At 51.9% G+C, this 23566-nt stretch carries 21 protein-coding genes; 14 read left to right on the top strand and 7 right to left on the bottom strand.

The genetic code is table 11. The annotated features are described in order from the left end of the window. Window positions 1-26 precede the first annotated feature (26 nt). The gene (locus ACJY2G_RS19925; RefSeq protein WP_120163806.1) at window positions 27-893 is read left to right on the top strand and encodes a helix-turn-helix domain-containing protein; all 867 of its coding nucleotides are present in this window, start codon (window positions 27-29) and stop codon (window positions 891-893) included. An 80-nt stretch (window positions 894-973) separates the two neighbouring features. Here the strand turns inward: ACJY2G_RS19925 and ACJY2G_RS19920 are convergent, their stop codons facing one another. Next, window positions 974-1753: a (S)-acetoin forming diacetyl reductase gene (locus ACJY2G_RS19920; protein ID WP_120163805.1), complete on the bottom strand. Its 780-nt coding sequence runs from the start codon at window positions 1751-1753 to the stop codon at window positions 974-976. Between the two features lie 225 nt (window positions 1754-1978). Here ACJY2G_RS19920 and ACJY2G_RS19915 point away from each other — a divergent pair, with 225 nt between their 5' ends. From ACJY2G_RS19915 to ompC, 3 genes are all read left to right on the top strand, one after another. Continuing rightward, entirely contained in the window at window positions 1979-2392 is a 414-nt protein-coding gene (locus ACJY2G_RS19915; protein ID WP_430320667.1) for a hypothetical protein, read from the top strand. Between the two features lie 159 nt (window positions 2393-2551). Then, window positions 2552-2740, top strand: coding sequence for a hypothetical protein (locus ACJY2G_RS19910; RefSeq protein ID WP_120163803.1), 189 nt, complete (start codon window positions 2552-2554; stop codon window positions 2738-2740). A gap of 603 nt (window positions 2741-3343) precedes the next feature. After that, window positions 3344-4480 carry a porin OmpC gene (ompC, locus tag ACJY2G_RS19905; RefSeq protein WP_120163802.1) on the top strand — a complete coding sequence of 379 codons (1137 nt, stop codon included), beginning with the start codon at window positions 3344-3346 and terminating at the stop codon, window positions 4478-4480. Between the two features lie 338 nt (window positions 4481-4818). Here ompC and ACJY2G_RS19900 read toward each other — a convergent pair whose 3' ends face one another. Next, on the bottom strand, window positions 4819-6039 hold the full coding sequence (locus ACJY2G_RS19900) for an amino acid deaminase (protein WP_430320668.1): 1221 nt from the start codon (window positions 6037-6039) through the stop codon (window positions 4819-4821). 201 nt (window positions 6040-6240) lie between these two features. On the opposite strand from ACJY2G_RS19900, the gene ACJY2G_RS19895 reads away from it, so the two are divergent. The 5 genes from ACJY2G_RS19895 to ACJY2G_RS19875 all read left to right on the top strand — a co-directional run bounded on the left by ACJY2G_RS19895 (window position 6241) and on the right by ACJY2G_RS19875 (window position 11225). Then, entirely contained in the window at window positions 6241-7671 is a 1431-nt protein-coding gene (locus ACJY2G_RS19895) for an N-acyl-D-amino-acid deacylase family protein (protein WP_430320669.1), read from the top strand. A 67-nt stretch (window positions 7672-7738) separates the two neighbouring features. Further along, entirely contained in the window at window positions 7739-8134 is a 396-nt protein-coding gene (locus ACJY2G_RS19890) for a RidA family protein (RefSeq protein ID WP_112286688.1), read from the top strand. 151 nt (window positions 8135-8285) lie between these two features. Beyond that, entirely contained in the window at window positions 8286-9776 is a 1491-nt protein-coding gene (locus ACJY2G_RS19885; RefSeq protein WP_430320670.1) for a sodium:solute symporter family protein, read from the top strand. Then, window positions 9773-10636: a 2-dehydro-3-deoxygalactonokinase gene (locus tag ACJY2G_RS19880; protein WP_439292024.1), complete on the top strand. Its 864-nt coding sequence runs from the start codon at window positions 9773-9775 to the stop codon at window positions 10634-10636. The genes ACJY2G_RS19885 and ACJY2G_RS19880 overlap by 4 nt, the downstream gene beginning before the upstream one ends. After that, window positions 10623-11225: a 2-dehydro-3-deoxy-6-phosphogalactonate aldolase gene (locus tag ACJY2G_RS19875; RefSeq protein ID WP_430320673.1), complete on the top strand. Its 603-nt coding sequence runs from the start codon at window positions 10623-10625 to the stop codon at window positions 11223-11225. Before ACJY2G_RS19880 ends, ACJY2G_RS19875 begins: the two co-directional genes overlap by 14 nt. 28 nt (window positions 11226-11253) lie before the next feature. Here the strand turns inward: ACJY2G_RS19875 and ACJY2G_RS19870 are convergent, their stop codons facing one another. Further along, window positions 11254-12117, bottom strand: coding sequence for a MurR/RpiR family transcriptional regulator (locus tag ACJY2G_RS19870; RefSeq protein ID WP_112286684.1), 864 nt, complete (start codon window positions 12115-12117; stop codon window positions 11254-11256). A gap of 385 nt (window positions 12118-12502) precedes the next feature. Between ACJY2G_RS19870 and ACJY2G_RS19865 the strand changes: the two genes are divergently transcribed. After that, a complete protein-coding gene (locus ACJY2G_RS19865; protein ID WP_113878276.1) occupies window positions 12503-12988 on the top strand; it encodes an RrF2 family transcriptional regulator in 486 nt (161 codons plus the stop codon). Window positions 12989-13076: 88 nt separating this feature from the next. On the opposite strand, the gene oqxB is transcribed toward ACJY2G_RS19865, so the two are convergent. After that, window positions 13077-16229: a multidrug efflux RND transporter permease subunit OqxB gene (oqxB, locus tag ACJY2G_RS19860; protein WP_120163574.1), complete on the bottom strand. Its 3153-nt coding sequence runs from the start codon at window positions 16227-16229 to the stop codon at window positions 13077-13079. Between the two features lie 16 nt (window positions 16230-16245). After that, on the bottom strand, window positions 16246-17382 hold the full coding sequence (locus tag ACJY2G_RS19855; RefSeq protein WP_244220306.1) for an efflux RND transporter periplasmic adaptor subunit: 1137 nt from the start codon (window positions 17380-17382) through the stop codon (window positions 16246-16248). Window positions 17383-17826: 444 nt separating this feature from the next. On the opposite strand from ACJY2G_RS19855, the gene ACJY2G_RS19850 reads away from it, so the two are divergent. The 3 genes from ACJY2G_RS19850 (at window position 17827) to ACJY2G_RS19840 (ending at window position 20028) form a co-directional block, all read left to right on the top strand. Further along, the gene (locus tag ACJY2G_RS19850) at window positions 17827-18183 is read left to right on the top strand and encodes a helix-turn-helix domain-containing protein (protein ID WP_112286681.1); all 357 of its coding nucleotides are present in this window, start codon (window positions 17827-17829) and stop codon (window positions 18181-18183) included. Window positions 18184-18559: 376 nt separating this feature from the next. Next, window positions 18560-19321: a 2-dehydro-3-deoxy-D-gluconate 5-dehydrogenase KduD gene (kduD, locus tag ACJY2G_RS19845; RefSeq protein ID WP_120163575.1), complete on the top strand. Its 762-nt coding sequence runs from the start codon at window positions 18560-18562 to the stop codon at window positions 19319-19321. Between the two features lie 68 nt (window positions 19322-19389). After that, complete coding sequence (locus tag ACJY2G_RS19840) at window positions 19390-20028, top strand: RpiB/LacA/LacB family sugar-phosphate isomerase (RefSeq protein ID WP_112286679.1); 639 nt, start codon at window positions 19390-19392, stop codon at window positions 20026-20028. Between the two features lie 193 nt (window positions 20029-20221). Here ACJY2G_RS19840 and ACJY2G_RS19835 read toward each other — a convergent pair whose 3' ends face one another. Further along, a complete protein-coding gene (locus ACJY2G_RS19835; protein WP_426784803.1) occupies window positions 20222-20542 on the bottom strand; it encodes a cupin domain-containing protein in 321 nt (106 codons plus the stop codon). Between the two features lie 3 nt (window positions 20543-20545). Continuing rightward, window positions 20546-21727: an oligogalacturonate lyase family protein gene (locus tag ACJY2G_RS19830; RefSeq protein WP_439292023.1), complete on the bottom strand. Its 1182-nt coding sequence runs from the start codon at window positions 21725-21727 to the stop codon at window positions 20546-20548. Between the two features lie 283 nt (window positions 21728-22010). On the opposite strand from ACJY2G_RS19830, the gene proP reads away from it, so the two are divergent. Continuing rightward, the gene (gene proP, locus ACJY2G_RS19825; protein ID WP_112286704.1) at window positions 22011-23513 is read left to right on the top strand and encodes a glycine betaine/L-proline transporter ProP; all 1503 of its coding nucleotides are present in this window, start codon (window positions 22011-22013) and stop codon (window positions 23511-23513) included. Window positions 23514-23566: the final 53 nt, after the last annotated feature.

Here is a 23566-nt window from a genome sequence, read left to right as displayed (position 1 = left end):
CTTTATAGCAGCACAGGGAGTTCATTTTGCAGAGCGAACAAAAACCTGATTTTCACGATGACCTGATCAAAGAGTTACTCTACTGGATCGAAGTCAACTTAAGTGACCGTCTGACCATGGAAAAAGCCTCGAAAAAAACAGGCTATTCTCCGTGGTATCTTCAGCGTTTGTTTAAAAGTAAAACGGGTTACGCACTGGGCAAATACATCCGTGACCGCCGTCTGACCATGGCGGCGATCGCGTTACGTCTTACCAATATGCCGATCCTCGATATTTCGTTGTATTACTCTTATGACTCGCAGCAAACATTCACCCGTTCATTTAAAAAGAACTTTGCAGAAACACCGGGGATGTACCGCCGCAATGCGTCATGGACAATGAACGGGATCACCGCACCGCTGACCGTCGATGAGTTTCCTCAACCTAAATATGAGATTGTCGATTTGCCAGAAATGGCGTTCGAAGGGGAAACCGTCGTCCATTCGTATCCGATAGAGGCTTTGTTCAACAGTAAAAACCACGTTCATCGTGCCGAATTATTGCGCTATCTGGAAACGCCGGAATCCCTGCTGGCACCAGTTTGGGGACTTTCAGATTGCCGCCCCGATACTCACGACGAAGTCGCCAATGCCCTGCAGATGGAATACACCGTAGCGCATCAGGTAAAACTCAGTGACAGCCACACAATCCTGGTTCCGGCCAGCCGTTATCTGAAGATCAATTATCCTTACGATCTCAGCCGGTTGAATGATTTTATCCTGTATCTGTATTCGGTATTTTTACCGACACTGGGTCTGGAGTTCATCATGCAGCCCGACCTTGAAAAGTATTCACGAGAATCCGCACTGAACGGCGTGACCTGCGAATACTACATTCCGCTGGCACAACTCTGAGCGGGTTTGTAGTGGTCAGGAAAGCGTTAGGCTTAAAAAAAAGCCTCCCGAAATGAGAGGCTGGGCAGGCGGGAAGGGGATCAGTTAAAGACCATACCGCCGTCAATCAGCAGTGACTGACCGGTCATATAATCTGAATCCGGGCCTGCAAGATAAGAAACACAGGCAGCCACATCTTCAGGTTCTGAAAGACGTTTGAGCGTGATGTTTTTTGCAAACTCCTGCGTACCATAACCCGCCGGTTTTCCTGCAGCAGCAGAAACCTGACGGTCAATTTCTTCCCACATCGGTGTTTTGACGATCCCCGGACAGTACGCATTCACGGTAATCCCCAGATATGCCAGATCGCGCGCAGCAGTTTGCGTCAGGCCACGTACCGCAAATTTACTCGAGCTGTAAATCGCCAGTTCAGGATTGCCTACATGTCCGGCCTGCGAGCAAGCATTGACGATTTTACCGCCATGCCCGGCAGCTTTGAACGCTTTTACCGCCGCCTGAATACCCCAAATCACACCTTTCACATTGATATTATAAACTTTGTCTACAATTTCAGGCGTGATGTCTTCGATGAGGGTTGTCGGCGCAATACCGGCGTTATTGACGATAACGTCGAATCCGCCAAGTTGTTTAGTCGCAGCCTCAACCGCAGCAAAAACTTGTTCGCGGTCTGACACATCGGCAAGCAGGGCAACCGCTTTGCCACCAGCATGGTTAATTTCCTCGGCGACTTTATTCGCCGTGTCTGCGTTATAATCCACGACAGCGACGGCAAAACCATCCTTCGCCAGACGCAGCGCAATTGCCCGGCCAATCCCCTGACCACCACCTGTCACTAAAGCCACTTTTCCATTTTTAGACATACCACTATCCTCTATGTATTCGGTATCTTTTCAGGTGCTGCGCGCAAGGCACGGTTTGACCGACCCGATCGCCTTACGTGAGCTACTTACTGGTTTACGCCTGAGTGCCGGGATGTGCAATTGTTAGCCACGGTCATTAACTTATAGAATTCAAATAGGTAGCAAAGTACATTTACGCAAATAAACCAGAAGCGCACTGAAATGGGGAATACCCGGGATAGAGAAATGAGCCATACCGATGTTATTGCTTTTCGCGAGCGTCTGACCACGCTTGTACGCACGTTACAAATTGCCCCACAGGTTGCGGAGAATCAGGTGCTCGACCGGATGGCGTTAAGCTTTAGGAAATTGCTTAACTTTTTAGCAGAAGATGATGCACGCACCCAGCAGGCCTTTTTGTTACCTCCTCAGGCACAGGAAACGCAAAGATTATTGTGTGATCTGATGGCTGAAAATCTTACAGTCAGTCAGGAGGATAAGCTGTTTCGTGACGATATTTCCGCCGTGCTGTTGGCACAATGTTTTACCGGCATTCTGGTGCAACTGGCACAAACTCCAGGGGATCCGCAAACGCGTCATCAGAATAGTCTGGCGTGTGCGAAGTTGTTCTGCGAGGGTGTCTGGCCGGGGAAGTTATAGTCCAAAACTTCATAAAGAAAGCATAAATCGTTGGTTCTGTTTGCAGGAAGAAAAAGGTTAACTGAGGTCATTCCAGCAGAAGATACTTTCTGCTACGAGTCTGTAAAGCTTGTTGCATAAAAGCTTTAAACAGAAAGCCGTGAATAACCGGAGGCCTGTATGTCAACGACCGCTCAAACTGCTGAACACCGCTCCTTATGGCAGCGCATTACTCAACGTAAGCCGCACCACCAGACTGAAGAAATGGCGCAGGACACGTCGCGTCTGCTGGAAAGTTTTCTGGCAACCGGTTGTCTGTACGGTATTGATGTGGGGAACAGTGATCCGGCCTGGTTTCGCCGCCCCTGACCGCTATATACGTTTAATGCGCTTCAGCTACTGGAACGAGCTGTGCGATTAACCTTAGTTTCTCCTGATAGTGCTTGTTGTACCCTTAATAACCGGTGTTGCCCTTGTGCCTGGCACAATGTCAGCCTCCGTTATGAAGGTTGTTGTGGAAAGTCTCTCTGACCTCGTCGTAGAAATTTTAGTTCTCTCTCAATTGTTGAGCCCATAACTTTCGCCGGTTATGGGTTTTTTTATGCAAAAAAAACCCCGCAGTCAGGCGGGGTAAATGGTAAAGCCGCTAAGGGGGATGCGGCGCGTTCTATGAAGTTACAACCAAGGAAGGGTAAATCGAATTCCAGTGATGATGCCGGAACTCAGAAATTAAATTATCACACTACATAGCTCGGCTATAAATATAAATTTTGTATGTATTTTAATGAATTATTCAGGGAATATATTAAAACGCCACCGGGAAATAATTAGCAATAAATAATAAAACCAAAAGAGATAATTTATCTACTGAGCAATGGAACTCTGTAGGTAGTATTAACACGAGCTTAGACTCATTGATAATGTATATATAATAAATTCTAGTATTCAATTAAATGATAAAGGAATGACATCATGAAATTAAAAGCATTGGCGATTATTATCCCGGCATTACTGGTTGCAGGCGCAGCTCATTCAGCAGAAATCTATAACAAAGATGGCAACAAATTAGATCTGTACGGTAAGGTTGATGGTTTGCATTATTTTTCTGACGATGCTGGCGCAGACGGCGACCAGACTTATGTCCGTGTCGGTTTTAAAGGTGAAACAGAAATCAGTGATCTGCTGACTGGTTACGGTCAGTGGGAATACAACATTCAGGCCGATAATTCTGAAGGCAATAGCGGTACATCAGGTAATGCGACCCGTCTGGGATTCGCGGGCCTGAAATTTGGTGAGTATGGTTCTTTTGACTACGGTCGTAACTACGGTGTTGTATACGACGTTGAAGCCTGGACCGATATGCTGCCTGAGTTTGGTGGCGATACTTACACCACTGCGGATAACTTCATGGTGGGTCGTACCAACGGCGTGGCAACCTACCGTAACACCGATTTCTTCGGCGAAGTGAAAGGCTGGGACTTTGCACTGCAATATCAGGGCGCAAACGACGGTGATATCACAGGAGAAGGCACCAATAACCGTGGTGGTCGTTCCATGCGTCAGCAAAATGGCGATGGCTTCGGTATTTCTACTTCCTATGATTTCGGCATGGGTGTGAGTGCAGCGGCAGCTTATGCCTCTTCAGACCGTACTAACGATCAGGTAAATCTTACAACAGCAGACGGCGATAAAGCGGACGTATGGACTGCAGGTCTGAAATACGATGCTAATGGTCTCTATCTGGCTACTATGTATTCCGAAACCCGTAACATGACGGGTTACGGTGATCGTGATGATACGATTGCAAACAAAACTCAGAACTTTGAAGTGACGGCACAATACCAGTTCGATTTCGGTCTGCGTCCTTCTATTGCTTACCTGCAATCCAAAGGCAAGGATCTGAACTCAGATATTCATCTGAACTCAGACTGGAATGATAAAGACTTGGTCAAATATGTTGAAATCGGCACGTCTTATTATTTCAACAAAAACATGTCTACCTATGTTGATTATAAAATCAACCTGCTGGATAACGATGATGACTTCTACAAAGCAGCCGGTATTTCTACCGATGATATCGTAGCAGTCGGTCTGGTTTACCAGTTCTGATGCTCGTGATTAAGATGCTTGTGATTTAAATCGCAAATATCAATATTGAAAGCCCATCTTCGGATGGGTTTTTTTTTCGCATTACTGATTTTCATGAACAGTTTGTTAATATTATATTGATAAGTCTAATCATAATAACACTCTTCTGTTTCCCCCTTTAACCGCACAATCCTTTTCACTCGAGCCAGTGAGCTTGTGATAGACAAAGCCCAGAAATAACCAGAAGCCCGATGGAGTTCTTCTTCAGGAGCCTGAAGAATGAATGTGTGCGAGTGACTGGTTACGTAAGCTTCTGCGATGCTGCCCATGAAATAACAGATTAGCAACCTGGGCTCCCGTCAGAATGCGGTCTCCAGTGTCTCCAGCACGTTGTAATTCTCATCGACCAGCAGCAGCGCTTTCCATTTGTCGAAGGTCAGACAGGGGTGAGAGGTGCTGAATACCAGAATATCCTCCACCTGCACGTTGGCATCAGGAGCCAGTTCCAGCATCGCGTGCTGGTCCATAATTCCCGTGGTTTTGATGCTTTTTGCCGTCAACGGAAGTGCTTTACCCTGACGGTAATGCGCCACCGGCTGCGGCAGACCTGCGTCGAAGGCGCTGTCGCGCTTGCCGAAGTTCACAATCGCACGGCCACTTTCCGGCACCGATTGCACCATTGCAACCAGTTCCAGCGCTGAAATCAAATCACCCCCCAAATCACAGGCCACAGGGTCGCGGGCCATCAGGTCGTCTTGTGCCTGCTGATAAATGCCTGAGTCGTGGGTGATGTAGCAGCCGGGGCGAATCACCACACGGCAGTTTGCCGGTTTTTGTACTTCCAGCCAGACGTTACACACTACGTCATACCAGACTGATCCTGCGCCCGTGAGGATAAATTCCCCTTCGACATAGCGTTCAAGCTGGCAGGCAAGGCCTGCGGCATCGCGTAACAACGCTTCCACTTTGGGCTGCGGATTGTCACCGTGCAGCACCCCCTCGTAAAGTTCGAGGCCGCGTAAATGTAAGCCCGGCAAGCCAGAAATCTCTTCTGCCAGCAGCAGGGCCTGCGCGGTGGTACGGCAGCCGCAGCGCCCGCCGGGTACGCCCAGCTCGATCAAAATATCCAGCTGCTGGTTCTGCGCGCTGAAAAATGCCGAAAGGGTTTTGGCATTGGCAAGGCTGTCAACGCAGCAGAGGTAATCTACGTCCTGATATTCATTTTTGAGCGCTGAAATCAGCTGCATATTCGCTTTGCCCACCAGCTGGTTAACCATCAAAACCCGCTTCATGCCGCTTACCATCGCGATACTGGCTTGCCAGGCGCTGCCCACGCCAACGGCCCAGGCGCCGGCACGCTGCTGTTGCTGAAAAATCCACGGCGTCATAGTGGTTTTGCCATGAGGTGCCAGCGATACGCCACGGGTATCAGCATAGCGTTGCATCCACTGAATGTTATTTTCCAGAGCGGATTTTTTGATCACAGCGGCGGGCAGGCAGACGTCTTCATTCAGCATGTTGGCTGGGGAAACCAGTAGCGCTGACTTGTGCGGAACGAGGTTACCTTCTTGGTATTTCATAACATAGTTCCTTTCATTTTTTTAATCTTTCATTATAAATATCAATATTAACTTAATGAAAAATAGGTATTTTTATTTTAATTAAGCAATTTTATGAATAAAAGTATCAGGTAAGCATGTGTGTTTTGTGTAGTCTTCCACTGTTTTCCATCCTTGTAAATGGTTAAATTTAACCCAGAACACTATGAAGGGCAGGAACGTATGAAGTTTGATTATCTGTTCAGAAACGTTACGGTCATTGATGGCAGCGGAGGGGAACAATACCGCGCCGATGTTGCAGTGCAGGGCGACCGTATCGCTGAAATTGCACCGGCAATCCGTGGTCAGGCTGTGCATGAAATCGACGGTACCGGCCGCGTGCTGGCGCCGGGATTTATTGACGTGCATACACACGACGACATCAATGTGATCCGGCTGCCGGAGTATCTGCCTAAGATCAGTCAGGGCATTACTACGGTGATTGTTGGCAACTGCGGTATCAGTGCAGCCACGGCGACCATCAAAGGCCACGTGCCAGACCCGATGAATTTACTCGGTGAGGCAAAGCATTTTATCTACCCGACGGTGAGTGCTTACGCTCAGGCCGTTGAGCAGGCGAGACCGGCGATTAACGTCGGTACGCTTATCGGCCACACGGCATTGCGTAATAACCATATGGATGACCTGTTACGCACCGCGACGGCAGAAGAAATCAGCGGGATGCGCGCAGAGCTTAGACTAGCGTTGCAGCAGGGCGCGTTGGGGCTGAGCACCGGCCTGGCTTATGCTTCGGCATTTCACTCTTCGACGGAAGAAGTGATGGCGCTGGCAGAGGAACTCGCTGCACAGAAGGGCATCTATACCACCCATTTGCGTTCCGAGTTTGAGCCGATTCTGGAGGCACTCGATGAGGCGTTTCGCATTGGTCGTCACGGCAACGTGCCGGTGGTGGTGTCCCACCACAAATGTGCAGGAGCGAAGAACTGGGGGCGTACGGTGGAAACACTGAAGCTGTTCGATAAAGTGCGCGAAACGCAGGATGTCTCCTGCGATTGCTACCCGTATTCGGCCAGCTCTTCTACGCTGGATCTCAAACAAATCACCGACGAGTTTGAAATAGTCATCACCTGGTCTGAGCCGCATCCGGAAGTGGCCGGACAGTCGTTACAGCAGATTGCGCAAAGCTGGTCGATGTCACTTCACGAAGCTGGAAAATTACTGATGCCCGCCGGAGCCATTTACTACAACATGGACGAGCGCGATGTCCGGCGCGTGCTGAGTTATCCGGTCACAATGGTGGGTTCCGACGGACTGCCAAACGACCCGATGCCGCATCCGCGTCTGTGGGGCGCATTTCCCCGGGTGCTTGGCCATTACAGCCGCGACGAGAAACTTTTCCCGCTGACGGTGGCGGTTCATAAGATGACGGGCATGTCCGCGGCACGTTTCCAGCTTGCTGAACGCGGGCTGGTCAGACAGGGCTATTTCGCCGATCTGGTGATGTTCGACCCGCAAACCGTGCGCGATGTGGCCAGTTTTAGCGATCCCCAGCAGCCTGCGGCGGGTATCGAAGCGGTGCTGGTCAACGGCGTAATGAGTTATGGCCTGGATAAAAAGGTTATCGGTCGCGCCGGGCGTTTTTTACGCCGGTAGAATTTTGCGGGGAGAGCCAGACGCTGTCCCCTGAGCACGCATTTATACGTATGCATAAGGAGCAATGATGAGTATTAAACGTTACGGAGTGGGCGGGAGTACGGGAACGGGCGGGCAGCCACTGCCGTTTGCCAAGGCCGTAGAGGCGGGCGGCTGGCTTTATGTTTCCGGGCAAACACCGATGAAAGATGGCGAAGTGGTGGAAGGGGGCATTATCGAGCAGTCGCGGCTGGCTATCCAAAACTGCGTGGACATCATGGAGAGCGCAGGCTACACCCTGGCGGATGTGGTGCATGTGAAGGTGTTCCTGACCGACGCGCGTTATTTCCAGTCATTTAACAAAGTGTTCAGCGAGTTTTTTTCCGCCCATCCTCCGGCCCGCGTCTGCTGCGTTGCGGATCTGGTGGTGGATTGCAAAGTAGAAGTGGACCTGACCTGTTATAACGCTGAACGCGTGAAGTAATTATTCCGTGATCAGGCCGGATGCCCTCTGCGTGCGTCCGGCTTATTAAAATATATTTATAAATAACTCAGGTGCGCTACGAACGTGCCAACGGGCTTTCTTTGTCTTTTTTCAGGGAGCCATTGCAACTTAATTAATCTGGAAGTGAGCCATGAATAATTATTCTTTTCTTATTTGGTTTGCAATATATGCATGCGCCATGATTACACTGGGCTGGTATGTGTCACGTAATCAGAAAAATGGCGATGACTTTTTATTAGGCGGACGTTCATTACCCTTAATTTTAACGCTGGGATCCACCGTAGGCACGATGGTCGGTACGGGGTCGAGCGTCGGCGCGGTGGGCTTCGGTTACACCAACGGCTGGGCGGGCATGCTGTATGGTCTGGGCGGTGCGGTAGGTATTCTGCTGCTGGCCTGGTTGTTTGCGCCGGTGCGAAAAATGCGTTTTATGACCATGAGCGAAGAGATCTCTTATTACACTGGCGGCAATAAAATCATTAAAAATGTCGTGGCAATATTAATCTTTATTGCATCTATTGGCTGGCTGGGGGCGCATATTCTTGGTGGTGGTTTATATCTTTCATGGGCAAGCGGAATTGATATTAATACGGCGAAAATTATTATTGCAGCAGCTTTTGTGGTTTACGTCGGTATTGGTGGATATTCCGCAGTGGTATGGATTGATACCGTGCAGTCGTTAATTCTGTTTATCGGTTTTATCCTGATGGCAGCGCTGGCGGTACATCACGTTGGCGGGTGGAGCCATATCCAGCAGGCCGTCGATCCGGCAAAGCAAAGCCTGTTTGGAGTGGATAAACTCGGCATCCTGCCTGCTTTTTCTCTGGCAATGGTAATTGGCGTCGGAGTACTGGCCACGCCTTCCTACCGCCAGCGTATTTATTCCGCCAAAAACGTGGGCACGGTGCGTAAATCCTTTGTGATCACCGGTTTGCTCTATCTGGGCTTCTCCTTCCTGCCCGCGATCATTGGTATGGCCGCTTACACGATGAATCCAGCACTGGCAAACAGCGGCTTTGCCTTCCTGTTCGCCACTCAAGTTTTGCCACCGGTGCTGGGAATGGCGGTGCTGATTGCGGGTATGTCAGCCAATATGTCTTCGGGCAGTTCTGACGCGATTGCCGCCGTCTCAATCATGCTGCGTGACCTTTACACTCTGATCACCGGTCATATGCCCGCACCAGAAAAGGCGATCCGCATGTCGCGTATTTCCCTTGTGCTGGTGATCGGGCTGGCGCTGATCTTCGCGCTGACCTCCAACGACATCATCAGCTACATCACCAAAATGATTTCGATGATCATGTCCGGCCTGTTTATCTGCTCAATACTGGGGCGGTTCTGGATACGTTTTAACTGGCAGGGCGCGATGGCTGCGCTGATTGGCGGCGCCGAGACCTCACTGGCGATGCTGGTAAACGACAGCTGGATGAATTTCTGGGGTAACCCGGTGGTGCCGTCTGTGTTGATGAGTCTGGGCTGCGCGCTGGTCGTGACGCTGGTAACGCCGGCCAGCAAAATGAGCCGTGAAGAGGCACTGGAGATGATCACCCGCGAACGCGAAAGCCAGCCTGAGCCGGTACCGGTGCCGTTGGGCAAACGCGCCACCGGGAGCGCACGATGAGCGGGGATTATATTGCCGTTGACTGGGGATCATCGCATCTGCGCGCCTGGTTATACCTGAACGGGCAGTGCGCGGATAGCCAGCAACTGCCTTACGGCATCAGCCGGCTGGTGGATCAAACCGTCTGTGACGTGTTCGCGCAATATATCCAGCCGTGGCGCGGTAAAGAAACTCTTCCCGTGATAATGGCCGGTATGGTCGGCAGCGATGCAGGCTGGCAAACGGTGCCTTATCTGGCTTGCCCGGTGTCGTTACAAACACTGAGCGCGCAACTTTTTGAGGTCGCGCCGCAGGTCTGGATTGTGCCGGGTCTGAACACGCTACACAACGTCATGCGCGGTGAAGAAACGCAGTTGCTCGGCGCGATGCAGCTGGCCCCTGACACCTGTTACGTTATGCCCGGTACGCACAGCAAATGGGTGCAGGTGGCAGAGGGGGCAGTCAGCGGGTTCACCACGGCGATGACGGGCGAACTGTATCACCTGCTGATGCAGCATTCCCTGATTGGCAGAGGCTTGCCGGCACAGCAAGATGATAACCGGGCGTTTCAGGCTGGCCTGCAACGCGGGCTGGAATCCCCTGCATTAGTGAACAGGCTGTTTGAAGCGCGTGCGCGGCGGGTGCTTGGCGAACTGGCTCCGGGATCGGTCGGCGACTGGTTGTCCGGGTTGCTGATAGGTGCGGAAGTGGTGGCATTACGCAGTGAATTATCCGTCAGTCAGGTCACTCTGGTCGGTGGTGAGTCGCTTTGTCGTCGTTACTGGCTGGCCTGTGAACAGGCGGGCATAACGGTGAATGAAATTGCGGGTGACACCGCTTTCCAGCAGGGAATAAGGAGCATTCTTGATGCACGACGCTAAACTTTTGGTCGCGATTTTACGCGGCATTTATCCTCACGAGACCAGTGATCATGTCGGCGCACTGATTGAAGAGGGCTTCCGTTATATTGAGATCCCGCTGAACTCGCCGGACTGGCAGAAAAGTATCGCTGAAATGGTCACGCGTTACGGCGACACGGCGTGCATCGGAGCGGGAACGGTGCTAAAGGTTGAACAGGTCGATTTTCTGGCGAATATCGGGGCAAAGCTGGTGGTGACGCCGAATACGCAGCCCAAGGTGATCCGTCGGGCTGTCGATGCCGGAATGTGGGTTTGTGCCGGTTGCGCCACCGCTACCGAAGCGTTTACCGCGCTGGAAGCCGGGGCACAATGGCTGAAGATTTTCCCCTCGGTGGCATTCGGTCCGGCGTACATTTCCTCCCTTAAGGCGGTGTTACCGCCGGAAGTCCCGGTACTGGCGGTGGGAGGCGTCACGCCGGATAATCTGGCGGAATATTTACGCGCCGGTTGTGCCGGGGCAGGGCTCGGCGGCGATCTGTACCGTGCCGGTCAGGATGTCGAAACCACCCGCCTTCAGGCACGGCGGTTTATGGCAGCATGGCGGAGTTAAAACCCCGCGAAGCGCACGTCATCTCTTCCTAATCCCCTAACGGCTGGCGGTCCACGCCGCCCCGGTGCCCGTCCAGCGCAAGCTTAATGCGTCTCAGACGGTCTTTTGCCTGTGTTTTGTTGGCCATCGCCAGTTCGGTGGCCAACACATCGATCATCGCCAGCATGGCGTAGCGTGAGGTACTTGGCTTAAAAATGTAGTCATTTTCCCGCACGATCAGCGGCAGCACGATGTCGGCATTGGCCGCCAGGGGTGAATCCTGCGTGGTGATGGCGATGACTTTGGCCCCGTACTGCCGGGCTATCGCCACACTCTCAATGATTTCCGGCGTGTAACCTCCCAGCGAGAGCGCAAGTACCACGTCGTTTGGCGCAACGGCTGAGCACATCATGCGCACCAGCAGGCCATCGCTCTGGCTCACCACCGGCAGGCCAAGGCGGAACAGGCGGTACTGGACTTCCTGAGCGCAAATCGTAGAGCCACCGCCCATCCCAATCGCCAGAATTTGCCGGGCATTACTGAGCCATCCGACCACTTTTTTGAGTGAATCCGGGTTAAGCGCGCGCCGGTTGATGTCCAGCACATTAATGATTGTTTCGTAGATCCCCTGAACGCCGTCCAGATCCGGCACGTCCAGAATAAAACGCTGACCTACCGCCAGTGACTGCGCAAGTTTTACTTTCAGTTCACGCACGTCTTTGCAGCCGATAGCGCGGGCAAAGCGGGTGACCGACGCCTGGCTTGTCCCGGTAAGATGCGCCATTTCTGCAATCGGCAGCGTGGAGGCGAACTGCACGTCATCCAGAATAAATTGCGCGATACGCTTTTCCGTCGCGGTAAGTTCCACAAAGCGGTCGGTGATGCAGGAAATAATGTCGATGGAGAAGGCCATTGCGCGTCTCTGAATGGGTAAGTGAATAGCCGATACTTTGTACCATAAATACGCATACAGGAGTATGGCGGCTGCCAGAAAGGGGTGTGATGAACGTCGTGTTATATTTTGGTTAAGTATCGCGTGCTGTATTCGTCTAAAAACTCCACAAATGCTTGCCTGATCCTACTGAATTTTCTTACAAGCGCTTGAATTTAAAGAGGTGAAAAGGGGATTTTGACGGGGCTGTTTATTAAGCGATTTGTGCCCTACATGATTGAAATGTATTGATAAATCGCGTGTACAACGGCGTGTCTTTTTGTTATATTATTGACCAGATCACGGACAGGGTAATTCCTCTGTGATAGGGTGCTTAACCTAAGACTTGGTTTCTCAGGACAATGACATGTTAGATTATCGCTTTCCGACAGCTATGCAGATGGTGTTTTGTATCGCTCAGTCCCAAAAGGCTGAACAGCGGTGCACCAGTGCGATTTTAGCAACGGGTCTGGAAGCCAACTCCAGTTTTATCCGCAAACTGATGGTGCCGCTGACGCAGCACGGCATTATTGTTTCCACACTCGGTCGCACCGGCTCGATCACACTGGGTCGTCCCGCGGAAGAAATCACACTTCGTGATATTTATTGCGCGGTGATAGAAGACAAGCGCCTGTGGGCCGCCCGTCCTGACGTTCCTGCCCGTTGTGTTGTCAGCGCTAATGCTTGTACGTATTTCAAAAATATCGTTAACGAAGCAGAAGAAGCTTCCTTCCAGGTTCTGGCTCGCCACACGGTCGCAGATGCTCTGGCGGAATTCGAGCGTGGTGGCAAATACAAATGCACCAAGGACTTAGCTGCTGAATACTCAGAAGGTTCGGTCTGCTCTAAATAGCGTTCAACGTTTCCTTCCGGGAAACCTTAAAAAAGCACATAAAAAAAGCCGGGATATTTTCCCGGCTTTTTGCATTCTGATTTTCAGATCAGGCAGTTTGTGTTTCCACGACGACTTTCTTACGCGTCACCAGCTTACGCAGCGCCACATAGAATACCGGCGTCAGGAACAACCCGAACAGCGTTACGCCCAGCATACCGGAGAACACAGTAATCCCCGTCACTCCGCGTACTTCCGCGCCGGCGCCGTGTCCCAGGATCAGCGGTATGGTCCCTGCGATAAACGCAATTGATGTCATCACGATAGGTCGCAGACGAAGACGACATGCTTCCAGAGCCGATTCAATAATCCCTTTACCCTGCATTTCCAGCTCGCGGGCAAATTCGACGATAAGAATCGCGTTTTTACAGGCAAGTCCCATCAGCACCACCAGCCCGACCTGCACGAACACGTTGTTATCGCCACCGGTCAGCCAGACGCCGAACAGCGCAGACAGCATGGTCATCGGAACAATCAGAATGACCGCCAGCGGCAGCGTCCAGCTTTCATACAAGGCCGCCAGCACCAGGAACGCCAGCAATACCGACATCGGAAATACGATCAGCGCCGCGTTACCTTGTGTCGATTGCTGATAACTCAGGTCAGTCCATTCGATATTCATCCCGTTCGGCAGCAGATTTTTAGACATTGCAGTCAGCTCCGTCATCGCCTGCGCAGAAGACAGCACGCGCGGATCAGCATCGCCAATCAGGTCTGCCGCCGGGTAACCGTTATAGCGGATCACCGGATCAGGCCCGTAAGTGGTGGTGATATTCAGCATGCTGCCAATCGGCACCATTTCGCCTTTATCGTTACGTGTACGCAGATTAGCGATATCTTCCACGCTGTCACGGAACTGGCCATCGGCCTGCGCCATGACTTTCCAGGTACGACCAAAACGGTTGAAGTCATTGATATACGACGACCCGAGATAAACCTGCAACGTACTGAACAGGTCATCAAGGGACACGCCCTGAGCTTTGGCCTTATCGCGGTCGATATGCGCATCCAGCTGAGGCACGTTAGCCTGATAAGAGGAAATAGGATAACCCATGCCAGGCGTCTGCATAATGGCACCGGACATGGTATTGATCGCCGTCTGCAACGCACCGTAGCCCAGCCCTGCACGATCCTGCACATACAGGGAGTAACCCGAACCCTGACCCAATCCGAGAATTGGCGGTGGCATAATCGAGAAGGCAAATCCTTCCTGAATCTGCGAGATTTTGGCATTAATTTCCGCGTTAATCTCTGCCGCCGTGCGGGTACGTTCGCTCAGGGGTTTAAGCGCGAAGAACACTGTGCCGGTATTTGGCGTATTGGTGAACTGCAACGCATTCAGTCCCGGGAAAGCGACCGCATCAATCACCCCGTCGGTACTCAGTCCCATGGCGCTGATTTTGCGGATCACCGCGTCTGTACGGGACAGCGACGCCCCTTCAGGCATCTTCACACCGGCGATCAGATACAGTTTATCCTGCGTCGGAATAAAGCCGCCCGGCACCGCTTTGAACATAAATGCCGCGCCGCACAACAGCAGAACATAAACACCAAATACTGCACCACGACGCCCGAGCGTTTTCGACACCGCACTCTGATAACGATGAGAACTGGCATTAAAGAAACGGTTGAACGGACGGAAAATCCAGCCGAACAGACGGTCGATCAAACGAGACGGCAAGTCTTTCGGCGCGCCATGTGGTTTTAGCAACAGTGCAGCCAGCGCGGGGGAGAGCGTCAGCGAGTTAATGGCGGAAATCACGGTAGAAATCGCGATAGTCACTGCAAACTGCTTGTAGAACTGACCGGTTACGCCGGACAGAAACGCCATCGGCACAAACACCGCACACAGCACCAGCGCAATCGCAATGATCGGCCCGGAAACTTCCCGCATTGCCTGATGCGCGGCCTCTCTCGGGGCGAGTCCTTCCTCGATATTTCGCTCGACGTTTTCCACCACCACAATGGCGTCATCAACGACTATCCCTATCGCCAGCACCAGCCCGAACAGGCTTAACGTATTGAGCGAGAATCCCAGTAAATACAGAATACTGAATGTCCCGATGACTGAAATCGGCACTGCCAGTAACGGAATGATCGACGCACGCCAGGTTTGCAGGAACAGGATAACCACCAGCACTACCAGCACCACGGCTTCAAGCAGCGTATGGACTACGGCACTGATCGAATCACGCACAAACACCGTCGGGTCGTACGGCGCACGCCAGGTCATGCCTTCCGGGAAGCGGGCCGACAGTTCAGTCATCTTGGCACGCACGGCATCCGACAAATCAATGGCGTTAGCCCCCGGCGACTGGAAGATACCAATACCCACGGCATCTTTATTATTCAGCTGGGAACGAAGCGCATAACTGCCGGAACCCATTTCGATGCGCGCGACATCCCGCAGACGAACAATTTCACCATTATCACCACTTTTCAGGATGATTTTGCCGAACTCGTCTTCGTCTTTAAGCCGTCCCTGCGCATTGATGGACAGCAGATAATCGCTGTCTTTTGGCATCGGCTCTGCGCCAAGCTGACCGGCAGAAACCTGCACGTTCTGCTCCTGCATGGCTTTCACCACATCAGAAGCCGTCAGACCACGGGCAGCAACTTTGTTCGGATCCAGCCAGACGCGCATGGCATATTCACCCGCACCAAAAATCTGGATCTGGCCGACACCCGGCAAACGCGCCAGCTCATCTTTCACTTTCAGCGTGGCGTAGTTGCTCAGATACAGGGAATCATATTTGCCGGAAGGGGACACCAGATGCACCACCAGAGTTAACGTTGGCGATTGCTTCTGAGTGGTCACCCCCTGACGGCGGACATCTTCCGGCAGACGCGCTTCCGCCTGCGCTACACGGTTTTGCACCTGAACCTGCGCTTGATCCGGATCGGTACCCGGACGGAAAGTGACGGTCGTGACCAGCACGCCATCCGAACCGGCGACAGATTTCATGTACACCATGTTTTCCACGCCGTTAATGGCTTCTTCCAGCGGCGTCGCCACGGTTTCAGCAATCACCTTCGGGTTGGCACCCGGATATTCGGCGCGTACCTGCACGCTTGGCGGAACGACGTTAGGATATTCACTGACCGGCAGCAGAGGGATCGCAATAGCCCCGGTGACCAAAATCAAAATCGACAAAACAGCCGCAAAAATAGGCCGGTCGATGAAAAAACGGGAAAAGTCCATGAGTCAGGATTCTCTTTTATTGAACGGCAGCAGGAGAAGGCGCGGCAACATTGGCGGCCATGCTGACGGTTTTGGCATTCACCGGCATTCCCGGCATAAAGACTTTTTGCACACCATCAATGATGACGCGATCACCGGCTTCCAGACCTTTTTGCACAATCCGCAATCCGCCGGACATCCTGCCGACTTCCACATCGCGACGCTGGGCTTTACCGTCTTTATCGACCACATACACAAACTTGCGGTCCTGATCGGTCAGCACGGCTTTATCATCCACCAGCATGGCGCTGAACTGCGCGCTGCCCGGCATCTGAACGCGGGCAAATAATCCCGGCGTAAAAGTACGGTCGCGGTTATCGAGCAGGGCGCGCATACGGATGGTGCCGGTGCCGGAATTGAGCTGGTTATCGGTGAAATCCACCACGCCCTGGTGCGGATAACCGTTTTCGCCGACTAAGCCCACGTGAACCGGCAGACGATTTTGCGGGTTGTCATTGAATTTTCCGTCGCGGGCCAGCGCCTGATAACGCAGGAAAGTGCCTTCATCTACGTCGAAATAGACATAAACGGTATCGAGCGAAACCAGCGTGGTCAGCACACTGGCGCTGTCACCGGCGGTCACCAGATTTCCTGAAGTGATCATCGCGCGGCTGGCGCGGCCATCAATGGGTGAAGTTACGCGGGTGAAATCAAGATTAAGCTGCGCCATATCAAGCTGTGCCTGAGCGGCCAGCACATCTGACTGCGCCTGAGATGCTGCGGAACGGCGCTGCTCGGCGATTTCTTTTGATACCGCCTGGGTGCCCATCAGCGCTTCGGTACGTGCCGATTCACTTCTCGCCAGACCGGCCTGATTACGCGCACGGACCAGTTCTGCCTGAGCCTGTTCCTGTGCAGCGCGGTAAGTGCGGTCATCAATGGTGAATAACACCTGACCTTTTTTCACTTCCTGACCTTCCTGATAATTCACCTTATCGATGTAACCGGACACCCGAGGGCGCAGTTGCACACTTTGTACCGCTTCCACGCGTCCGTTAAACGCATCCCACTGGCTTATAGATTTAATCAAAACATCTGCGGCACTGACCTGCGGGGCAGGTGGAGCCGAATTTTGTGCCACGCTGTTATCACACCCGGCAAGCAGGGCAACCATCAGCGCGATCCCTGAAAGGCGCAACGTCAAATGCGAGCCATCGAAGCGGCCGCGTGCAACAACCTGTGATTTTTGCAGGTTAATCATTATTTTAATTTCCAGTGAGTAAGTGCTGCCAGGCAATACACGGCCTGTCCGCCGGGTAACGTCCTTTGCCTGATCTGACTTTTTTGGGACTTGTGCCGTTCATCAGCACAATAATGTATCAAATACTGATACAATTGATTCGAGGGGATTGTAGGGATGCGCCTACTAAAGTGCAAGAATTACTGTTACACTTTCTGTGCTATTTTACAGAATGTTTACTTCGGGGTGGGTGACTATCCGGTAATGACAAATTAAATGCAATAGTAAAACTTGCATTTAAGCGAAAACTAGGTCAGTTTATAAAAAGACGAGTCGCCCTCGGGGCGCACAAACCAAAAAAAAAGCAGGAGATTGCCCATGAGAACCGAGGATTTCATTCACGACCTGATCGACTGGATCGATCACAATCTGGAAGAGCGACTGGATATTAAAACCGTTGCCAAACGTGCAGGCTATTCGCGCTGGTATCTTCAGAGAATGTTCAAAGAGCACACCGGTTTACCGATGGGCGAATTCATTCGTGAGAAAAAACTGAAGAAATCTGCCGATATGCTGGCCAGCAGCGGTGAGCCGATTGTCAGCGTGGCGATTTCGCTGGGTTTTGACTCCCAACAATCTTTTACACGTAGCTTCAAACGTCAGTTCGGTCAGACGCCTGGTGACTGGCGCCGCGGTCTGAATATGTCTGCGGAATGTCAGGGCTGCCTGCACTGATTCTTCTCTCCACTTACTCCCGGTAAGTGTGTACCGCTGGCCCGGCTTCCTGCCGGGCAGTGAACTCTGTTTTCTCGCGTGTCTCATCATCTCTCACAGTTATTCTCACGATGCTTTACGTCGAACTTATCTCTTCTTTTCCCCTCCCTTTATGAAGACCATTTCAGGCATCCGCACAGCGGCATTTCTCAGGACGTGATCAACCCAACAAAAAACGACATCAAAGTTCATCTAAATTGAAATGATGTTTCATTTTGTTGAATTGAGAGAATTTTCTCGTTAAACTCCTTTCATGACTCAGGAGCCGGGCACAGCCCGACAACCAAAAATCCTACGGAAAAGCGCATTCGCCTCCGTTTTATGAAAAGGAAACATCATGATTCTGGATAATTTTTCTCTGAAGGGAAAAGTCGCGGTCGTCACCGGTTGTGATACCGGTTTGGGGCAAGGCATGGCCATTGGTCTTGCTGAAGCAGGGTGTGACATTGTCGGCATCAATATTGTCGAACCTGCTGAAACCATCGAACGTGTCGGCGCGACAGGGCGTCGTTTCCTGAGCCTGACGGCCGACCTTAGCGATACTAAAGTGATCCCGGCGCTGCTCGAACGTGCGGTGTCGGAAATGGGCCATATCGACATTCTGGTCAATAACGCCGGTATTATCCGCCGTGAAGACGCCATTGAGTTCAGCGAAAAGAACTGGGATGACGTCATGAACCTGAACATCAAATCTGTCTTCTTCATGTCACAGGCGGTGGCGAAACAATTCATCGCGCAGGGCACCGGCGGCAAAATCATTAACATTGCGTCGATGCTTTCTTATCAGGGCGGCATCCGCGTTCCTTCCTACACCGCATCGAAAAGTGCCGTGATGGGCGTCACCCGTCTGCTGGCGAACGAATGGGCGAAACACAATATCAATGTGAACGCCATTGCACCGGGCTACATGGCCACCAACAACACTCAGCAACTTCGTGCCGATGAAGCACGCAGCGAAGAAATCCTGGGGCGTATTCCTGCAGGTCGCTGGGGTTTGCCATCTGATCTGATGGGACCGGTTGTTTTCCTGTCTTCTCCGGCATCCGACTATATTAATGGCTACACGATTGCCGTTGACGGCGGCTGGCTGGCTCGTTAATTACGCCAATTATTGCTCAATAATCACCGACAGCGGCGGGTCACACCGCTGCCCAAAGAGGAAATCTCATGAAAATTGCATTGATGATGGAAAACAGTCAGGCCGCTAAAAACGCGATTATCCTGAAAGAACTGAACGCAGTGGCATCTGAGAAAGAATATCCGGTGTACAACGTGGGCATGTCTGATGAGCAGGATCACCACCTGACTTACATCCATCTGGGTATCATGGCCAGCATTTTACTCAACTCCAAAGCGGTTGATTTTGTCGTGGCGGGCTGCGGCACCGGACAGGGCGCGCTGATGTCACTGAACATTCATCCGGGCGTTAACTGCGGTTACTGTATTGATCCTGCAGATGCTTTCCTGTTCGCGCAAATCAACAACGGCAACGCACTGTCACTGCCATTCGCCAAAGGTTTCGGCTGGGGCGCAGAACTCAACGTGCGTTTCATCTTCGAGAAAGCCTTTACCGGCGAGAAAGGCCAGGGTTATCCGGCTGATCGTAAAGAACCTCAGGTACGCAACGCCGGTATTCTGAACCAGGTGAAAGCCGCGGTAGTGAAAGAAAACTATCTCGATACGCTGCGTGCCATCGATCCGGAACTGGTGAAAACCGCCGTGACCGGTGAACGTTTCCAGAAATGTTTCTTCGAGAACTGTCAGAACAAAGAGATCGAAACCTTCGTGCGTGAAATCCTCGCGTAAGATTTCGTTTTCTTGATGACAAAAAAACCGGTGCCCATGTGGCACCGGTTTTTTATGCAGCTCTATTCGTTTAACCCTAAATATTTTGAGTTGTATCAAGGCGGCAACTGAGCGAATCCCCGGGAGCTTACTAAAGTAAGTGACCGGGGTGAGTCAAGGCAGCCAACGCAGAGACGGCTCAAAAGATGACGGGTTACAGAAAATCCATTCTTTGGGGCGTGAAGGTATCTAACAACACCCCTTTCTCCAGACACACGCAGCCGTGCATGATGTACGGTTTTTTGTATAACGTGTCGCCCGCGGTCACTTCGTGAGTTTCCTCGCCGATAGTGAATTTGAAGCGACCGGAAAGCACGTACGTCAGTTGCTCATGCACATGGTTATGCATCGGCCCGACTGCGCCTTCCTCAAAATACACTTCGACGGCCATCATGCTGCCGTTATGTGCCAGAACGCGACGGCTTACACCGTCACCTAAATCCTGTAAGGGGATCTCTTTTTTAAATACAAACATCGGTTAGTCCTTTCTTAACGAGCTGAGCAGGGCATCCGGAATTTCTGCCAGATACAGCGCCGGCAGGCCTTCGTAATCGGTGGTAAAAAGCACGTGACGGTCGTCCGGCGAGAAAGAAGGGTGCGGATGCGTCACCTGACGGTCGCCATCCAGCACACGCCATGAACTGTTATGGGCAGCAAGCGGGGCATGCTGACGGGTACGGGCGTCGAAAATATACAGCCATGGATCGTTTTCAATCGTATGGCTGGCGGTATCTTTCACATCAACCGGCGTGCCGGAACCGTCACCGACCAGCAGCGTTCCGTTCTCATTACTCATCAGATGCGAACACGCAGGCATGGTCATCAGGCAAATATCTTCGCCGGTTTGCGGATCAAAACGGCGGATATGGCGGTCGTGCTGGCCTTTAAGATAAGACACATACATCAGCGCGGAGCCGTCCGGCACCCAGAATTCGTGCGTACAGCTTTCACCCGGTGCATGTTCCTTCACCTTGCGCACATTGCTGCCATCCTCATCCACCAGCCACATGCGGGCATCCACCAGATCGTGCGGGCCTTCATGACAGAACGCGACGGTATGGTCGTCAAAAGGACGATAAATCGGATGCCCGAGCCATTCATTCTTTTCGTGTATCACGCGGGACTTGCCGTTGATGAGATCGACACGCAACAGGCGGCAGCGGGGATGACTGTGATAAAACTCCTGGAAGATTTTCCAGTCAGATAACGGCGTCCAGTCTTTACGACTGATTTCAATGCCCACCAGACTGGTGCATTCGCTGTTCGCCACCCAGGTGCCGTATCCAACCCAATCTTCCGGCACGGTATAAACGGTTTTCTCGCTGAAATCGTCCAGTTTTACGCACTGCAAACTGCGCTCATTTTTCACGTAATACAGACACTGATCGTCTGGCGACAGGAAGCCACCGAAGGTATTGTCACCTTGCCCTTCCGTCAGCTGAACCGCCTTTTGCGTCTGCAGATCCAGCAGATAATAGTTGCGGTTACCTTCAAACTCACCAGCAAACAGCAGCTTGCCGCCGTCACGGGTAAAGCATTTCTGATAGAAATAGTTGCGATGGCAAAGAACATCGGGCGGGGTCAGACGCGTCACGCGCGCGCCGGTCTGTGCGTCCTGAACCGTGTGAAAATTGAATTGAATCTGAGAACCTTTCGCCATGATTCACCTCATAAGTGGCAATAAAATCAGCCGTGTGTGGGCTTTTGTTTATTAATTGAAATGCAATTTCATTAAATTGAAAACACATTACCACTTACCGTTGCACACTGGCGGCGGTCGCTGCCGAAAATGCAACATTGATCACATTTTTCCCTTCTGTAAAAAACATTCTATAATGTCATGGTTTCGTAAATAACAATTGATACCCAAAATAGATTAAGGGTGCTGAACACATACCTCACGCTTTACACAGTGAAGTTATTTTAGAAAAGGGATGTACATGATTAGATTAAGAAAGAAACGCGTTAAACCGATGCAAATCAACGACATTACTATCATTGATGATTCCAAGCTCAAGAAGGCGATCACCGCAGCTGCGTTAGGTAACGCAATGGAGTGGTTCGACTTCGGTGTATACGGCTTTGTCGCTTTTGCACTGGGTCAGGTCTTCTTCCCGGGCGCCGATCCGGGCATTCAGATGATTGCCGCTCTGGCTACCTTCTCCGTTCCGTTCCTCGTCAGGCCTCTGGGCGGCCTGTTCTTTGGTGCGTTGGGCGATAAGTTTGGCCGTCAAAAAGTATTATCCGTCACCATCATTATCATGTCGGTCAGTACCTTCTGTATCGGCCTGATCCCCGGTTACGCCACCATCGGTATCTGGGCTCCGATTTTGCTGTTACTGGCTAAACTGGCACAGGGCTTCTCGGTCGGGGGTGAATACACCGGTGCAGCGATTTTCGTTGCCGAATATTCCCCTGACAGAAAACGTGGCTTCCTCGGCAGCTGGCTGGACTTCGGCTCTATCGCCGGTTTTATCCTCGGCGCGGGCGTGGTGGTATTGATTTCCAGCATTGTCGGTGAAACCAACTTCCTCGAATGGGGCTGGCGTATTCCGTTCTTCATCGCCGCACCGCTGGGCCTGATCGGTATCTACCTGCGTCATGCGCTGGAAGAGACCCCGACGTTCCAGCAGCACGTTGATAAAATCGACAGCGATTCCCGTAAGGACATTGCAGAGCCGCCGAAAGTCTCTTTCCGTGAAATTCTGACCAAGCAGTGGAAACCGCTGATCGTCTGCGTCGGGATGGTGATTGCGACTAACGTCACTTACTACATGTTGCTGACGTACATGCCGAGCTACCTGTCTCACAGCCTGCATTACTCAGAAGATCACGGCGTGCTGATTATCATTGCCATCATGGTCGGTATGCTGTTTGTACAGCCGTTCATGGGCTTGCTGAGTGACCGATTTGGCCGTAAACCGTTCGTTCTGATCGGCAGCGTGGGTCTGTTCATTCTGGCTATCCCGTGCTTCATTCTGATTAACAGCGGTGTTGTCGGGCTGATTTTTGCCGGACTTCTGATCCTCGCGGTATTGCTGAACTGCTTCATCGGCGTCATGGCATCGACACTGCCGGCCATGTTCCCGACACACATCCGTTACAGCGCGCTGGCGATTGCTTTCAACATCTCCGTGCTGATTGCCGGTCTGACACCGACCATCGCCGCCTGGCTGGTCGAAGCCACCGGTAACCTGTATATGCCTGCTTACTACCTGATGGTGGTGGCAATCATCGGCCTGGTGACCGGTATCTTCATGAAAGAAACGGCTAACCGTCCGCTGAAAGGCGCAACGCCGGCCGCATCGGACCGTGCAGAAGCGAAAGAAATCCTTCAGGAACATCACGACAATATCGAACAGAAAATCGAAGATATTGACGCTCAGATTGTTGAACTTGAAGCTAAAAGAAAGAACCTGATTGCGCAGCATCCTGATATTGACTGATCATACTCCCGCGTAATCTCAAAGCCGGTCACCTCACTGACCGGCTTTTTTTT

The organism is Rahnella sp. ATs2, from assembly GCF_051851855.1.
Lineage (GTDB): Bacteria > Pseudomonadota > Gammaproteobacteria > Enterobacterales > Enterobacteriaceae > Rahnella > Rahnella variigena.
This window is presented reverse-complemented; position numbering and strand designations above follow the sequence as displayed.

Excerpts from the sequence above, each read along its gene's own strand:
- ACJY2G_RS19920 (WP_120163805.1), bottom strand. The coding sequence starts at position 1,753 with ATGTCTAAAAATGGAAAAGTGGCTTTAGTGACAGGTGGTGGTCAGGGG.
- ACJY2G_RS19915 (WP_430320667.1), top strand. The coding sequence starts at position 1,979 with ATGAGCCATACCGATGTTATTGCTTTTCGCGAGCGTCTGACCACGCTT.
- ACJY2G_RS19910 (WP_120163803.1), top strand. The coding sequence starts at position 2,552 with ATGTCAACGACCGCTCAAACTGCTGAACACCGCTCCTTATGGCAGCGC.
- ompC (WP_120163802.1), top strand. The coding sequence starts at position 3,344 with ATGAAATTAAAAGCATTGGCGATTATTATCCCGGCATTACTGGTTGCA.
- ACJY2G_RS19900 (WP_430320668.1), bottom strand. The coding sequence starts at position 6,039 with ATGAAATACCAAGAAGGTAACCTCGTTCCGCACAAGTCAGCGCTACTG.
- ACJY2G_RS19895 (WP_430320669.1), top strand. The coding sequence starts at position 6,241 with ATGAAGTTTGATTATCTGTTCAGAAACGTTACGGTCATTGATGGCAGC.
- ACJY2G_RS19890 (WP_112286688.1), top strand. The coding sequence starts at position 7,739 with ATGAGTATTAAACGTTACGGAGTGGGCGGGAGTACGGGAACGGGCGGG.
- ACJY2G_RS19885 (WP_430320670.1), top strand. The coding sequence starts at position 8,286 with ATGAATAATTATTCTTTTCTTATTTGGTTTGCAATATATGCATGCGCC.
- ACJY2G_RS19880 (WP_439292024.1), top strand. The coding sequence starts at position 9,773 with ATGAGCGGGGATTATATTGCCGTTGACTGGGGATCATCGCATCTGCGC.
- ACJY2G_RS19875 (WP_430320673.1), top strand. The coding sequence starts at position 10,623 with ATGCACGACGCTAAACTTTTGGTCGCGATTTTACGCGGCATTTATCCT.
- ACJY2G_RS19870 (WP_112286684.1), bottom strand. The coding sequence starts at position 12,117 with ATGGCCTTCTCCATCGACATTATTTCCTGCATCACCGACCGCTTTGTG.
- ACJY2G_RS19865 (WP_113878276.1), top strand. The coding sequence starts at position 12,503 with ATGTTAGATTATCGCTTTCCGACAGCTATGCAGATGGTGTTTTGTATC.
- oqxB (WP_120163574.1), bottom strand. The coding sequence starts at position 16,229 with ATGGACTTTTCCCGTTTTTTCATCGACCGGCCTATTTTTGCGGCTGTT.
- ACJY2G_RS19855 (WP_244220306.1), bottom strand. The coding sequence starts at position 17,382 with ATGGTTGCCCTGCTTGCCGGGTGTGATAACAGCGTGGCACAAAATTCG.
- ACJY2G_RS19850 (WP_112286681.1), top strand. The coding sequence starts at position 17,827 with ATGAGAACCGAGGATTTCATTCACGACCTGATCGACTGGATCGATCAC.
- kduD (WP_120163575.1), top strand. The coding sequence starts at position 18,560 with ATGATTCTGGATAATTTTTCTCTGAAGGGAAAAGTCGCGGTCGTCACC.
- ACJY2G_RS19840 (WP_112286679.1), top strand. The coding sequence starts at position 19,390 with ATGAAAATTGCATTGATGATGGAAAACAGTCAGGCCGCTAAAAACGCG.
- ACJY2G_RS19835 (WP_426784803.1), bottom strand. The coding sequence starts at position 20,542 with ATGTTTGTATTTAAAAAAGAGATCCCCTTACAGGATTTAGGTGACGGT.
- ACJY2G_RS19830 (WP_439292023.1), bottom strand. The coding sequence starts at position 21,727 with ATGGCGAAAGGTTCTCAGATTCAATTCAATTTTCACACGGTTCAGGAC.